Source organism: Pseudomonas sp. zfem001 (genome assembly GCF_032621725.1).
In the GTDB taxonomy this organism is placed as follows: domain Bacteria; phylum Pseudomonadota; class Gammaproteobacteria; order Pseudomonadales; family Pseudomonadaceae; genus Aquipseudomonas; species Aquipseudomonas sediminis.
Map to the genome: position 1 here is coordinate 145261 of NZ_JAVYJI010000004.1, position 14485 is coordinate 159745.

At 63.8% G+C, this 14485-nt stretch carries 13 protein-coding genes; 3 read left to right on the plus strand and 10 right to left on the minus strand.

The annotated features are described in order from the left end of the window. Window positions 1-23: 23 nt before the first annotated feature. From tssH to tssA, 10 genes are all read right to left on the minus strand, one after another. Window positions 24-2696 carry a type VI secretion system ATPase TssH gene (gene tssH / locus RTH74_RS15050; RefSeq protein ID WP_316915179.1) on the minus strand — a complete coding sequence of 891 codons (2673 nt, stop codon included), beginning with the start codon at window positions 2694-2696 and terminating at the stop codon, window positions 24-26. Beyond that, entirely contained in the window at window positions 2689-3741 is a 1053-nt protein-coding gene (gene tssG, locus RTH74_RS15055) for a type VI secretion system baseplate subunit TssG (RefSeq protein WP_316915180.1), read from the minus strand. Before tssG ends, tssH begins: the two co-directional genes overlap by 8 nt. After that, on the minus strand, window positions 3705-5564 hold the full coding sequence (gene tssF, locus RTH74_RS15060; RefSeq protein ID WP_316915181.1) for a type VI secretion system baseplate subunit TssF: 1860 nt from the start codon (window positions 5562-5564) through the stop codon (window positions 3705-3707). Before tssF ends, tssG begins: the two co-directional genes overlap by 37 nt. Next, a complete protein-coding gene (gene tssE / locus RTH74_RS15065; RefSeq protein ID WP_316915182.1) occupies window positions 5561-6076 on the minus strand; it encodes a type VI secretion system baseplate subunit TssE in 516 nt (171 codons plus the stop codon). Before tssE ends, tssF begins: the two co-directional genes overlap by 4 nt. Window positions 6077-6084: 8 nt before the next feature. Next, window positions 6085-6537 carry a hypothetical protein gene (locus tag RTH74_RS15070; protein WP_316915183.1) on the minus strand — a complete coding sequence of 151 codons (453 nt, stop codon included), beginning with the start codon at window positions 6535-6537 and terminating at the stop codon, window positions 6085-6087. Further along, on the minus strand, window positions 6534-6992 hold the full coding sequence (locus RTH74_RS15075; protein ID WP_316915184.1) for a T6SS effector amidase Tae4 family protein: 459 nt from the start codon (window positions 6990-6992) through the stop codon (window positions 6534-6536). The genes RTH74_RS15070 and RTH74_RS15075 overlap by 4 nt, the downstream gene beginning before the upstream one ends. Before the next feature lie 80 nt (window positions 6993-7072). Then, window positions 7073-7561 carry an Hcp family type VI secretion system effector gene (locus RTH74_RS15080; protein ID WP_125881426.1) on the minus strand — a complete coding sequence of 163 codons (489 nt, stop codon included), beginning with the start codon at window positions 7559-7561 and terminating at the stop codon, window positions 7073-7075. Between the two features lie 123 nt (window positions 7562-7684). Further along, on the minus strand, window positions 7685-9178 hold the full coding sequence (tssC, locus tag RTH74_RS15085) for a type VI secretion system contractile sheath large subunit (RefSeq protein WP_316915185.1): 1494 nt from the start codon (window positions 9176-9178) through the stop codon (window positions 7685-7687). Between the two features lie 14 nt (window positions 9179-9192). After that, entirely contained in the window at window positions 9193-9708 is a 516-nt protein-coding gene (gene tssB / locus RTH74_RS15090; RefSeq protein WP_125881424.1) for a type VI secretion system contractile sheath small subunit, read from the minus strand. Between the two features lie 91 nt (window positions 9709-9799). After that, window positions 9800-10810 (minus strand): type VI secretion system protein TssA, encoded by a 1011-nt coding sequence (tssA, locus tag RTH74_RS15095; protein ID WP_316915186.1) that lies wholly within the window; start codon window positions 10808-10810, stop codon window positions 9800-9802. A gap of 380 nt (window positions 10811-11190) precedes the next feature. On the opposite strand from tssA, the gene tagH reads away from it, so the two are divergent. The 3 genes from tagH to tssK are packed head-to-tail and all read left to right on the plus strand — an operon-like array spanning window position 11191 to window position 14482. Continuing rightward, complete coding sequence (tagH, locus tag RTH74_RS15100) at window positions 11191-12597, plus strand: type VI secretion system-associated FHA domain protein TagH (RefSeq protein WP_316915187.1); 1407 nt, start codon at window positions 11191-11193, stop codon at window positions 12595-12597. A gap of 14 nt (window positions 12598-12611) precedes the next feature. Beyond that, on the plus strand, window positions 12612-13136 hold the full coding sequence (gene tssJ / locus RTH74_RS15105; RefSeq protein ID WP_316915188.1) for a type VI secretion system lipoprotein TssJ: 525 nt from the start codon (window positions 12612-12614) through the stop codon (window positions 13134-13136). Window positions 13137-13147: 11 nt separating this feature from the next. After that, complete coding sequence (gene tssK / locus RTH74_RS15110; protein ID WP_316915189.1) at window positions 13148-14482, plus strand: type VI secretion system baseplate subunit TssK; 1335 nt, start codon at window positions 13148-13150, stop codon at window positions 14480-14482. The last annotated feature ends 3 nt before the right edge of the window (window positions 14483-14485 follow it).

Genomic DNA, 14485 nt, shown 5'->3' on the forward strand with positions numbered 1-14485 from the left:
CACTAGCCGACCCGCGCTAGGGCTCAGGCGTTGTCGGCGAAGCTGTAGTTCAGGTCGTTGTCGGCCACGCTGATGCGCACGCCGGCCAGCGGTTTGCCTTCCATCATGCGGGTGAGGAACTCGCGGCTCATGTCCGGCAGCATGCCGTTGGTGAGAATGGCGTCGATCTGCCGGCCGCCACTCTCGCTCTCGGTGCAGCGCGAAACCACTAGGTCGACCACCGCCTCGTCGTAGTCGAAGGGCACCTTGTGGGTGCTTTCGATGCGCTTCTTGATGCGCCCCAGTTGCAGGCGGGTGATGGCCTTGAGCATGGTGTCGCTGAGCGGGTAATAGGGGATGGTCACCAGACGGCCGAGCAGCGCCGGCGGGAAGATCTCCAGCAGCGGCTGGCGCAGATCGCGGGCGATGCTTTCCGGGTCGGGCAGGTTGTCCGCGTCCTGACACAGCTGCGCCACCTGTTCGGTGCCGGCGTTGGTGGTGAGCAGGATTAGTGTGTTCTTGAAGTCGATCAGGCGCCCTTCGCCGTCTTCCATCACGCCCTTGTCGAACACCTGGAAGAAGATCTCGTGCACGTCCGGGTGAGCCTTTTCCACCTCGTCGAGCAGCACGACGCTGTATGGCCGGCGGCGCACCGCCTCGGTCAGCACGCCGCCCTCGCCGTAGCCAACGTAGCCGGGCGGCGCGCCCTTGAGGGTAGAGACGGTGTGCGCTTCCTGGAATTCGCTCATGTTGATGGTGATCAGGTTCTGCTCACCGCCATACAGCGCCTCGGCCAGCGCCAGCGCGGTCTCGGTCTTGCCGACGCCGGAGGTGCCGGCGAGCATGAACACGCCAATCGGCTTGTTGGGGTTGTCGAGGCCGGCGCGGGAGGTCTGGATGCGCTTGGCGATCATCTTCAGCGCGTGGTCCTGCCCGATGATGCGTTTGGCCAACAGACTGTCGAGGTTGAGCACGGTCTCGACCTCGTTGCGCGCCATGCGCCCGACCGGGATGCCGGTCCAGTCCGCCACCACCGAGGCCACGGCCTGGTAATCGACGGTTGGCAGGATCAGCGGGGCTTCGCCCTGCAGCTGGCTCAGCCGCTGCTGCAGGTCGACCAACTGGGCGCGCAGGGCCTGGTGATCGGTACCGCTGTCCTGGTCGACCACGCCAGCGCTTTCGCGCAGGCTGGCGCGGGTGGCCAGCAGTTCATCGACCAGTTGCTTCTCTTCGGCCCAGCGGCTTTCCAGCTCGGCCAGGCGCTCGCGCTCGGCGGCCAGCAGGCTCTCGCTGTTGGCCTGGCGCAGGCTGACGTCGATGCCGATGGCGTGCTCGCGGGCGATGATCTGCAGTTCGGTTTCCAGCGCTTCGATGCGCCGGCGGCTGTCGTCCACCTCGGCCGGCACGGCATGCAGGCTGATGGCTACGCGAGCGCAGGCAGTGTCGAGCAGGCTAACCGACTTGTCCGGCAGTTGGCGCGCCGGGATGTAGCGGTGCGAGAGCTTGACCGCGGCGTCCAGGGCTTCGTCGAGGATCTGCACCTGATGGTGCTTCTCCATGGTCGAGGCAACGCCACGCATCATCAGCAGCGCCTTGTCCTCGGAGGGCTCGGGCACTTGCACCACCTGGAAGCGGCGGGTCAGCGCCGGGTCTTTCTCGATGTGCTTCTTGTACTCGGCCCAGGTAGTAGCGGCCACGGTACGCAGACTGCCGCGCGCCAGCGCCGGCTTGAGCAGGTTGGCCGCGTCGCCGGTGCCAGCCGCACCACCGGCGCCGACCAGGGTGTGGGCTTCGTCGATGAACAGGATGATCGGCTTGGGCGAGGCCTGCACGTCTTCGATGACCTGACGCAGGCGCTGCTCGAACTCGCCTTTCATGCTGGCACCGGCCTGCAGCAGGCCGACATCCAGGCTGCGCAGCTCAACGTCCTTGAGCGAGGGCGGCACATCACCGGCGGCGATGCGCAGGGCGAAGCCTTCGACCACGGCGGTCTTGCCGACACCCGCTTCACCGGTAAGGATCGGGTTGTTCTGGCGGCGACGCATGAGGATGTCGACCAGCTGACGGATCTCCTCGTCGCGACCGACGATGGGGTCGAGCTCACCCTTGCGCGCCTGCTCGGTGAGGTCGATGGTGAAGCGCTTGAGCGCCTCCTGCTTGCCCATCGCCGCCGGCGCCATGGCGCCACTGGCCTCGCCCGGTGCGGCGGCGACGAAACCGTCGTTGGCAGCCAGGTTATTCTCCGGCGAATCGCCGACATATTCGTCGAAACGTTCGCTGAGAGTCTCCACCTTGATCTTGGCGAACTCGCTCGACAGGCCCAGCAGCACCTGGCGCAGGCTTGGCGTCTTGAGGATGCCGATGACCAGATAGCCGGTACGCACCTGATGCTCGCCGAACATCAGGCTGCCGTAGACCCAGCCACGCTCGACCGCTTCCTCGACGTGCGAGGACAGGTCGGTGATTGAGGTCGAGCCACGCGGCAGGCGGTCGAGTGCGTCGGTCAGGTCACGCGCCAGACGCGCCGGCTCCAGGCTGAACTGACGGACGATGCGGTGCAGATCGGAGTCCTGCAGTTGCAGGAGCTGGTGAAACCAGTGCGCCAGTTCGACGTAGGGGTTGCCGCGCAGCTTGCAGAACACGGTGGCGGCCTCGATGGCCTTGTAGCCGACGCTGTTGAGCTTGCCGAACAGCGCGGTACGACTGATTTCACCCATGTGGAGTTCTCCTTGATTGATCCGCCGGCGGAGTCGCTGCGGCGTGATGGCGGGCCAGCACCAGATCCCTGGCGTCATGCTGTGGCTGGCCAAGCCAGGTGGTGTAACCCAGGCGAGCCTGGCCGTTGAGGCGCAGCGCAGGGACTTCCTCGCGCTGCAGGATCAGATTCAGTTGCCAATCGAGTTCGTCGCCCTGGTACTCGGCGACCCAGGCCACCAACGCGGCGAAGGACTCGCCATCGGGCAGCATGGCGTTGTACTGCTCGAGCGTCAGCGGACCGAAGCAGATACGGAAGCTGTGCTGGCGGTCCCAGACCTGGCTGCCCAGGCAGAAGTCCACGCCCAGCTGGCTGGACTCCACGCCCAGGCGGGTGCGCTCAGGCAGGCTCAGCCAACTGCCGGCGTATTCCTCGATCTGCACCGGCACGCCGAAGTAGTCAGCGAGGATCGCCTTGAGGCCATCGGGGTAACGCGTCTGCGCCGCCAGGTGCCCACTGAAATGCAGCTTCGCCGTATCGTCCAGCAGGCCCTGCTGACGCAGGCTGGGCATGCCACGACCACTGAAGGCGGCCAGCCGCGCCGACCAGTAGTCGTCGTCAGGGCGGTCGTGGCTGACGGTCGGGCGGGCTTCGGCCCATGCGCGATAGAACAGGGTCAGCAGACGATGATGGAACAGATCGAGGAAGTGCTTGCTGGTACTGTCAGCGTGGTTGCGCTGGCGCTCGCGCACGTACTCGGTCAGGTGCAACGGTAGCGGCCCGTTGGGCCCGCCCAGGCCAAAGAAGTACTGTTCCAGACGCGCCGGGCGCTCATCGCCGGCAGGCGTCACGGCAGCCAGAGTGGCTGGGGCGAAACTGCCCTCCTGGCGCTGGCCGAGGCGCAGCGGATCGTCCGCCAGGCGCCGGGAACGGCCCAGGCGCGGTAGATGCGGGTGCTCGTTCTCGATGCGTCGCAGGGCCTGGAAGAAGTCGTACTCCCAGGGCTGCGCCTGCATCTGTGCAAGCGTGTCTAGAGGTTCGGACGACGGCCGGGCCGGGCTTTCCATCGCATGATCTCGCCGCGCTCGGTGCTACGCAGCACCGTCTCGGTAAAGCTGTTGAGGGATACGTAGCGCGCCAGGAAACGCTCGAAAACCGCGCCGAGGAGGAAGACCCCGGTACCGCGGAAGGCGTTCTCGTCGAACTCCAAGGTAATTTCCAGACCACGGCCGAAGACGATCGGGCCGGGCATCGGCAGGCGCCGCGTACAGGGTTTGGCACTGACTTCGCGCAGGCCTTCGATCTGCAGTTGCAGCGCCGGGTTCTGCACATCGCCGTAAAGACGCAGCATCTCGCGCAGGGCAGCAGCGCCCTGGCCCTGCTCGGCCAGTGACAGGTAGTTGAGTGACAGCTGGCTGATCAGCCGCCAGGCCTGGTTGTCGTGGGCCGGGCTGGCTCGTGGCCGGCTCGGCCCCGCGACGCAGCGCACGCTCTGCACCGGCGCGCTATCGGCCAGGGTGAAATCGCTCTTGCCGATGCCAACGGTCATGAACAACGGCAGATCGCGGTTGGTGCACAGGGCACTGAGCCCCAGCTGACGCAGATCATGCCGATACGGCGCCTGGTGGCTGTCGACCAGGCTGATGAAGGTTTCGCTGCCGACATAGCTGGAGCGCGTGCCGCTGCGGCGCTGCTCGGCCGACAGCACGCGCGGTTCACGGCGCACGATGTAGTAGGCCTGATCACGACCATAGCGAGCGGGGTCGCGTACGGCATAGAAGGGCAGGAAGGGCTGCTCCGGGCCACTGCCATGGCCGGTGACGCCACGCAGTGAGTGGATCTCGAAATCCATCGGCCGCGTGCGGTCGGCGATGGCGTGGTGCTCGTGCACCTTGTCACTCAGGTGGATGCGATCCAGGCGCCGTGGGAACAAGTTGATCGCCGGGGTGCAAAACGGCAGGAACTGGTTGGCATCGACCTGATTCTGCAGGTGGCTGTCCAAACGATCGAACAGCACGATCAACTCCAGTTCGTTGCCGCTGCACTGGCGTACGGCACGGCGCAAACCGCAGAAGTCGACGAACAAAAAGCGCTGCGGCAGGGCGAAGTATTCCTGCAGCAGGCGATAACCCTGGAAGGCCTGCGGCACCACCGGCAGGGCCGCCTCGGCATCATCGAAACCGCACGGGCGCAAGGCGTCGGTCGGCAGCCTTTCCACCCAGTCGCGCCCCGGCTGGCGGGCGAACACCGCGACGCGGTTGCCCAGCAGTTGTTCGTAGAGACGGAACGGCAATTCATCCAGGCCGTTGAGATACAGCGGCAGATTGTCCAGATCCAGGCTGGCGAAAGGCATTTCAGCACCGCTGCGCAGGGTGATACGCAACGCAGCCTTGGCCCGCGGCTCGCTGGCGGCCAAACGGCCCAGCGCAGCAGCGGGGTTGCTGATGTATTCGGCATCCGCCACCTGCAACGGCCACAGGGTCACCGGGTGGGCCGTGCGGTACTCGCAGGGAGTCTGACTGTCCTTGCCGAGGGTGGCGCGTAGTACGCTGTCGCGCGGCAGGTTGAAGCTGCCGTTGAGCGCGCCATCGTTGGCATCGGTATGCAACTGCACCACGGTCATCGAGGGCGTCGGTGCCAGATAATGCGGGTAGGCGACTTCCAACAGGTTATGCGTGAAGGTCGGGTACTCGGCATCGAGCTTCAATTGCACACGGGCGGTCAGGTAGGCGAAACCTTCGAGCAGGCGCTCGACATAGGGGTCGGCGCACTCCATTCCCGCCAGGGTCAGACGCCCGGCGATCTTCGGGTATTCGCGGGCAAACTCCTGGGCACTTTCGCGGATGTGCTGCAGTTCCTGGTTATACAGCTCCAGCATACGGGGATTCATGCGCGTCTCCGCTGCTCGGCGGGCAGCACCTGCACATGGCCGGACTCCAGGTCCAGCTCGGTGCGCAGCAACAAGGGCAGGGCCACCGGCTGTGCCCACAGGTCACCCTGAATCTCGAAACTCAAGGCGTTATGGTTCATCTGTTCGTGACCGACATGCGCCCGCACCCGCACGCTGTGGGCGAGGATGCGCGGCTCGAAGGTGATGATGGCGCGCTGGATCAGATTCTCCAGGGCGGCGATGTCGATCCCGGACACACTGCTGCCGGCCAACGCTGGCAGCCCATAGTTGATTACCGAAGTGCCGGCTGGCGTGTGCCGTGTGCTGTCGGCATCGAGCAGGGCGATGGTGTTGAACAGCCAGGTCAGATCGCGCAGCACCGAGGCCTTGAGCTGGTTCAGCGAGAGCACGCGACGGTCCGCGCTTTCCTGCGGATTGCCGGGCTCATCGTCGGTCAGGCGGTCGAGCAGCGATGGCTGCAGACGCTCGCGCGGGGTCATGGGGCTGCTCATGCGCAGGCTTACCAGTCGAACATCGCGGTGTAGCTCTTCTGATCGCCGACGCCGCGCAGGCAACTGGCACTCTGAGCCAGCACCGATGGCTCCAACTGGCCCTTGATCAGTCGAATGGCCTTGTATTGCGAACGACACTCCAGCTTGTTGTCCGCCACGGGGGCTACATGCAGCACCATGACGATCGGCACATTCTGGAAGGTTTCGACATGGGCCTGGCCATCCGCGCCAACACTGAAATGACACGGCGAGGCAATGTCCAGCGGCAGCACGCTCTGGTCTGGCTTGCGCAATACGCAGGCCTGTCCGGCGTTCTCCAATCTATAAGTTTGCCCTGCAAGCTCCACTTGCTCCGGGTAGCCAGCATTACCTGCGGCAGGCGGTGGAGTAGATTCGGCGCATGCACAGAGGCTGGTCAGCACGCCGAGCAGCAGTAACGGTGTACGAAGGCACTTGCTCATGCCAGCTCCCAAAACCAGATTTGCCGGGCCATGTGCCTCGGATCAGCGTAACGGCCTGCGGTGAGACCGCGCTTCCACAGATCGATATGATCGCCAGTGCGCTCATCGACGGTCTGGCCGGCTTGCTGGAAGCAGTCCTTGAAGAAGATCCGTCCGCTCTTGTCGGCCAGCTTGAGACGCTCCTGTGCACTGCCCCCGATGATCAGCGGACGGCCCAGGTGATGCTTCCACAACCAGTTGGCCAATGATTCAGCGCCCCTGGCGTGTGCGTGAGCACATTTGGGTTCGGTGTAGGTGGCCTTGTTGACCTGGATGGTCTTGTCGGCATTGAGCGTGTAGCTCATGCGAATGGCGCACTGGTTCTCCCATGGACCATCACAGACCTTGCCGTCTGAGTACTCGCCCCAGATCTTGAGATATTCGTTCCACAGATTGATAAACGAAGGCTTGGCCATGAAACGGTCTCATTACTGCGTGAGTCGGAGTCGTCCCAATGCTGCCGCCCCTCGACGCAAGCGCCGGGGGCGGAAGGACATCAGATCTTGACGTTAGAGCGGATGTTCCAGCCGTACTTGATCGGGCCGCCGTCCTTGGTGCCATCGGCTTTCTGCGGCTGGTAGTCGACCGTGACCTTGGCGAAGTTCAGGGTGACGTTCTCGATCAGACGGTCATCGCTGCCCGAGCCACCCGTGCTCAGCGAGGAGATCAGTACTTCTTCGAGGTTGATGATCAGGTACTCGACCTGGGAGTCACCGCCCGCCTTGCGCACGGTCAGGGTGACCTTCGGTACGTGCTTGCCACTGGAGCAATGCATCATCAGGTTGGGGCTGGCCTTGTCGACGTACTTGGTCAGCGACAGGTCCTGAATGCTGACCTTGCCCGCGCCACCGCCAGTGCCGGTGTGCATGTTGCCGGACTGGGACATGCCCCAGCTCCAGTTGAGCACTTCGATTTCGTCCTTGTGAGTCTTGTCCTGAGACTCGCCCTTGATGTCACCGATTTTGATGAAGATATCGACAGCCATGTTTTCTCCTGGGTGTGGTCATCGCCACGAGGGTCTGGAAATGCGAAAAGCCCGGGGCTTTCCATGTATCAGGCAGAGACCTCACCCGGCGAAGCCGCGTGAGGCCAGCTTGCCTGCCGGGGCTCAGGCGCCCTTGGCCGACGGCAGTTTGGAAACCAGCCGCAGCGACACCGTCAGCCCTTCGAGCTGATAGTGAGGGCGCAGGTAGAACTTCGAGTTGTAGTAGCCGGGGTTGCCCTCGACCTCCTCGACCACGACTTCGGCAGCGGCGAGCGGATGCTGCGCCTTGGTGGTCTCGGTGGAGTGCGCGGGGTCACCGTCGACGTACTTGAGGATCCAGTCCTGCAGCCACAGCTGCATCTCGTCGCGCTCCTTGAACGAGCCGATCTTGTCGCGAACGATGCACTTGAGGTAATGCGCGAAGCGGCAGGTGGCGAACAGGTACGGCAGGCGCGCGGCCAGGTTGGCGTTGGCGGTGGCGTCCGGATCGTCATACTCGGCCGGTTTTTGCAGCGACTGCGCACCGATGAAGGCGGCGAAGTCGGTGTTCTTCTTGTGCAGCAGCGGCATGAAGCCGTTCTTGGCCAGCTCGGCCTCGCGACGGTCGGAGATGGCGATCTCGGTCGGGCACTTCATGTCCACGCCACCGTCGTCGGTGGGGAAGGTGTGCGCCGGCAGGTTCGGCACTTCACCGCCCGACTCCACGCCACGAATGCGCGAGCACCAGCCGTAGTGCTTGAACGAACGGTTGATGTTCACCGCCATGGCATAGGCGGCGTTGGCCCAGGTGTACTTGCTGCTGTCGGCGCCGTCGGTGCTTTCCTCGAAAGCGAAGGCCTCCACCGGATCGGTCTTGGCGCCATACGGCAGGCGTGCCAGGAAGCGCGGCATGGTCAGGCCGATGTAGCGCGAATCCTCGGATTCGCGCAGCGAGCGCCAGCCGGCGTATTCCGGCGTGGTGAAGATCTTGGTCAGGTCACGCGGATTGGACAGCTCCTGCCAGGAGCCCATGCCCATGACGGTGGGCGAGGCCGCGGAAATGAACGGCGCGTGCATCGCCGCGCAAACCTTGGACAGCTCGCCGAGCAGCTCGACATCGGGCGGCGACTGGTCGAAGTAGTAGTCGCCAACCAGGCAGCCGTAGGGCTCGCCACCGAACTGGCCGTATTCCTCTTCGTAGAGCTTCTTGAACACCGGGCTCTGGTCCCAGGCGGTGCCCTTGAATTTCTTCAGAGTCTTGTGCAACTCCGTCTTGGAGATGTTGAGCACGCGAATCTTGAGCTGCTCGTCACTCTCGGTGTTGTTGACCAGATAGTGCAGGCCACGCCAGGCACTCTCCACCTGCTGGAAATCGTTGTGGTGGATGATCTGGTTGACCTGCGCGGTGAGCTTGGCGTCGATGGCCGCGATGATCGACTCGATCGACTTGATCGCATCGTTGGAGATCAGATCGGTCTGCGCCAGCGCCTGCTCGGCCAGGGTACGCACGGCCGTTTCCACCGCCTCCTTGGCACGCTCGGTCTTGGGTTTGAATTCCTGCATCAGCAGCGAAGCGAATTCGCTGGTCTGCTCGGTGTTGGCCAGTGCGGCCTGGTCGTGTTGCAACTGTTCGCTCATGGTCGTCTTCCGAATCAGGCCTGGGGCTCGTTGTCCTGGGGTTTCGGCGCGCTAGCCAGGGCCTGCAGCAGTGCCGGGTCCTTGATCGCCTTCATGATGATGTCTTCGGCGCCGGTCTTGCCGTCCATGTAGGTCAGCAGGTTGGCCAACTGGGTACGGGCTTCCAGCAACTGGTTGAGGGCGTCGACCTGGCGTGCCACCGCGGCCGGGCTGAAGTCGTCCATGCTCTGGAAGGTCATGTCGATGCTCAGGTTGCCTTCGCCGGTCAGCTCGTTGGGTACGTTGAAGGCCACACGCGGCTTCATCGCCTTGAGACGCGAGTCGAAGTTGTCGACGTCGATCTCCAGGAACTTGCGCTCGGCCACTGGCGCCAACGGCTCAGCCGGCTTGCCAGTCAGGTCGGACACGACGCCCATGACGAACGGCAGTTGCACCTTCTTCTCGGCGCCGTACAGCTCGACGTCGTACTCGATCTGTACCCGTGGCGCGCGGTTACGCGCGATGAATTTCTGAGAACTGCTGTTCGCCATGCTTTCTCTCCTGGTCGCCTGACGCGACGCGGCGTGTCGGCCACCGGCCGTCTACGGTAAAGCGTGATCCCGCATACCTGGGCCGGTCGGCCTAGTACTCGTCGGGGCCGCGCAGGTTTTCGAACTGGCTCATGCCATCGGGAATCAGGTTGCGCACGATGGTCGCGAAGTCGGCGTTGACCAGGCTGCGAGCCCGGTTGAGCAGCACCGGTAACGGGCTGGATGGCTCGTGGCGGGCGTAGTAGGTGAGGATCCGCTCCAGGCTCCTGAGCACATCGTCGCGATTGGCGATTTCGCCGCTGGCACGTGCTGCGGCAGGCGCCGAGAGGTGCTGCTCTTGCGCCGCTTCAGCGTCTGTCGAGTGATCCCCTGCAGCGGCCTCCACCGGGCTGCCGCCGAGCACCTGCAAGGCAAGCTTGAGCGGTTGCTGCAATGCAAGAAAATCCACGCCTTGAGCGGAGCCGACCTGTTCGCTGACCAGTTGTTCTATGGCGTTCAAGCTGTGCAGCGCACGCTGCAGTGCCTGATGAGTGAGCTGCAAGGCTTCGCTGTCGGCATCCTGCAGGGCACCGCCGAGTTCTTCGATACTGAGGCTTTCGCTACTGGCCAGGTGCAGGCCGGCGGCATTCAGCGCCGCACGCACGGTGATGTTGCCGAATACCCGTGAACGGACCAGCACAGCACTGCGCAGCAGGCCGATATTGGTTTCGCAGGTCAGCGCAGAGAGGGTGTTGATGCGTACGGTGGGGTCGTTGTCGTCATCGGCATCGAGCTGCGGATGAATCTCGGGCCAGTAGCGCGAGAGCAGTTCGAGGATCAGTTCGAGGCTGTCGGCAAGGCCTTCGACCCCGTGCAAAGCCAGGCGACTCTGCAGCAGGTAACGGGTGATTCGCAGATCTTTGCTGCGCTGCAGAAGGGCATGACAGGCCTGTTCCAACTGGCGCCATTCGGGTGGCTCGGCGGCCTGGATGGCATCACCCATGCTACGTTCGGGGCGCCCCAGAGCATCACGCTCGAGCTGGAGAAAGTCACTGTCGTATTCCAAATCTTCGCCGCATGGCGAAGCATCTGAAATAGCGGCGAGCAACAACGAAGTCTCCACGTTTCGATCTCCTTATCGATTTGAACTGTGTCACAAAAGTGCAGCAACTTCGTCCTAGCTAGCACTTTGCCAGTCACTATTTAATACTAACTGGCCACTACACAATTTCTATGTCGTCGCGCATTTTTTAACTTAAAAATATTTAAAGTCAAGGTAGAATCCGCTCACCAAGAACCTTTGTGAACAATGACAAAGTTTCGGTAAGTTATGCGACCAAGTGCATACTTGCATCACGAAATGGAAGGTAAGATCGCGTGTTCTCGCGATTCAGAGCTCGCTTGACGGAAGTTTCCAGCAGAGCTCCATTCGGCCTGAAAGCCCCATGAATAAAGGCTTTCATGATTTTTGCGGGTGTCACGAAAGCCGGGCAGGGAGGCCACATGGCGCTGCGTTTGACCATCACCAGCTATCACAAGATCACCCCCGGCCAATGCCCCGAGAAAACCCTGGAATATGGCTCGATGGCAATTGGCCGCAACCCGGATAATGACTGGGTATTACCGGACCCAGCCCGCCTTGTTTCATCGAAACATTGCCTCGTACAGAACAGGGATGGTCGCTACTACATCACCGACAGCAGCACCAACGGCGTGGAGCTGGTCAAAGCCGGCATACGCATGCAGCGCGGTAACAGCGAACTTCTGAATCACGGCGAAGTTATTCGCATCGGTGAATACGAAATTCAGGTAGCGCTGGAAAGTTCCGTTGCAGAAGGTTCGGCACCATTTTCAACCGCTCCCTCCGGGAATAGTTTCGAAGCCCTGATGGCCAGTCATCAGGACGCTCCGCCCGTACCGCTCAGCCCTCCAGCAAACCCCTTCGATGCCTCGGCCAGCGCTCACCTGCAGAGCGTCGCTCCGCACGAGACTTTGCCCGATCTATTCGATTTTCTCGGCCCAAGCACATCGGCCCCGGCGCCCGTTGCCGACCATGTGCCGGCGCAGCAGCATGACTTCCGTCCGCCAGAGATCAAAAACCCTCCCGTCGAGCAGAAGCCAACTGACGTACCTGGTCTGATCCCCGATGACTGGGACCTTCTCGACAACATCACACCGGCTGCGATACCCCCGGCAGCACCGCCACCTGCGGACCTTTCCCCGCAGCCGGCGCAGATCGAATCGGCACCTTTACCGCCTCCGCCAGCAGCAGCCCCCACACCTGCCCCTGTCGCCAGCCCGTCGCAGGCTGCTCGGAACGACGACCTGCTGCTGCAGGCCTTCCTCCGCGGCGCGACGCTGGAGCGCTTGCGTCTGGATACCCAGCAGGCAGCCGCGCAGATGGAAAGCATCGGGCGCAGTTACCGCCTGATGGTCGAGGGCCTGATCGATGTACTGCGGGCGCGCAGCAGCCTCAAGGGCGAGTTCCGCCTGCAGCAGACCATGGTTCAGCCGGTGGAAAACAACCCGCTGAAGTTCGCGCCCAACGCCGAAGAAGCCCTGCTCCTGCTGCTGCGTGGCGGTAACTCGGCGTTCATGCCGGCGGACCAGGCCGTGCAGGACGGTTTCGAGGACCTGCGCGCCCATCAACTGGCCGTCATGGCGGGTGTACAGGCTGCCATCCGGCACCTGCTGGCGCGTTTCGAACCGCAGGCACTGGAAGCACGCATGGGCAAGGGAGGCGGGCTGGCCAGCCTGCTGCCGGGCTCGCGCCAGGCTCAGTGCTGGCAGCAGTTCGTGGAGCTGTACGCGACCTTGTCGCGCGAAGCCGAAGACGATTTTCAGGACCTGTTCGGCCGCGAGTTCGGCCGGGCCTATGAGCAACATATCGCCCGTCAACGACGCCCCTGACGGCGTGGGCAAGGATGAACAACGTGCGACAACGACTTCTTCGGCCCGCTCTGCTGGGCCTGGTGCTGGCAGGGCTGGGCAGCGGCTGCAGCAAGGATGCGATGGACGGCAGCGCCGCCACGCAAGAATCGACCAGCGTCGTGCTGCAGCTGCAGGCAGGCGATGAGCTGAACCCTACCGTCGAAGGCTACAGCGCCCCGGTGCGTGTGCGCCTGCTGGAGCTGCGCAGCGCCGCCGCATTCAGCCGGACCGACTACTTCAGCCTCGCCGAACGCGCGGCAGCGACCCTGGGCGGCGAGCTGGTGGCCGAGGACGAATGGCTGGTCCATCCCGGCCAGACCCGGGAACTGAAACGCACGCTCGCCCCGGAAACGCGTCATCTCGGCCTGCTGGTCGGCTACCGCGAAATTGACCGGGCGCAGTGGCGCGTGGTCCTGGAGCCGAAGCAGGGTGCGCTCAACCATTACCGTATCGACCTCGGGATCAACGCCGCCAGCGCTGCAGAGCTCGCCGCGCCGTCCCGCCTCGACTCTCGCTAACAGGAGCCCGTATGTCCTGGAACAACCGTGTGATCTGGTCCGAAGGTATGTTCATCGGCACCCAGCATTTCCAGCAACATGATCGCTACCTGGAGGCTCTGATCGATGCCCGCAGCCGCCCACTGTCAGCCGCCGGCTGGGGTTTCGCCGAGCTGCAGCTGGATATCGGCCTGCTGACACAGGGCAAGCTGGCCATCGTCAGCGCCCGTGGCCTGTTGCCTGACGGCACGCCGTTCAACATTCCCCAGGATGACGTGGCGCCGGAGCCGCTGGATATCCCCGACGACCTGCGCGACGGCGTGATCTATCTGGCCCTGCCGCTGCGCCGGGCGGGTGTGCGAGACACCGTCGAAGCGGGTGAAGCACTTGGCGGCGCGCGCTATCGCGGCCAGGTCCGCGAAGTGCGCGACGACAACGCAGCCTTCGAAAGCCGTGTGCCGGTGATGGTTGGCGAACGCGCCCTGCGCCTGTTGACCGCCGCCGATGGCCTGCAGGAATACGCCGTGCTGGGCGTAGCGCGCGTGCGCGAGAAACGCGCCGACCGCGCCCTGGTGCTGGACGAACAGTACATCCCGCCGCTGCTCGACGTAGCAGCCAGCGCGCCACTGGCTGCCTTTCGCGGCGAGCTGCTGGGCTTGCTGCATCAGCGCGGCGAAGCCCTGGCCGGGCGCGTGGTGGCCTCCAGCGCCGGCGGCGCCTCGGAGATCGCCGACTTCATGCTGCTGCAGCTGGTCAACCGCGCCCAGCCTCTGTTCGCCCATCTGGCCCAACTGCAACCCTTGCACCCGGAGCGCCTGTACAGCGAACTGCTGGCCCTGGCTGGTGAGTTCGCCACCTTCTCCAGCTCCGGCCGGCGCCCCTCGGAGTTCCCGACTTACCTGCACGACGACCTGCAGACCAGCTTCACTCCGGTGATGCAGGCGCTGCGCGAAGCGCTGTCGATGCTGATCGACAGCAAGGCCGTGCCCATTCCCATCGTCGAAAAGGCCTATGGCGTACACGTGGCCATGCTGGCCGACCGCAGCCTGCTGGACAACGCCAGTTTCGTCCTGGTGGTACGCGCCGACATGCCCGCCGAAACCCTGCGTGGCCGCTTCGGCCAGCAGAGCAAAGTCGGCTCGGTCGAGCACATCCGCGATCTGGTCAACCTGCAGTTGCCAGGCATCAACCTGCTGCCGCTGCCAGTGGCCCCGCGGCAGATTCCGTTCCATGCCGGCTCGACCTACTACGAGCTCGACCGCGGCAGCGAGCACTGGAAGCAATTGGCACATTCCGGCGGTTTCGCTTTCCACGTGGCGGGTGAATACCCCGGCCTGAACCTGGCCTTCTGGGCGATACGGGGTTAATCC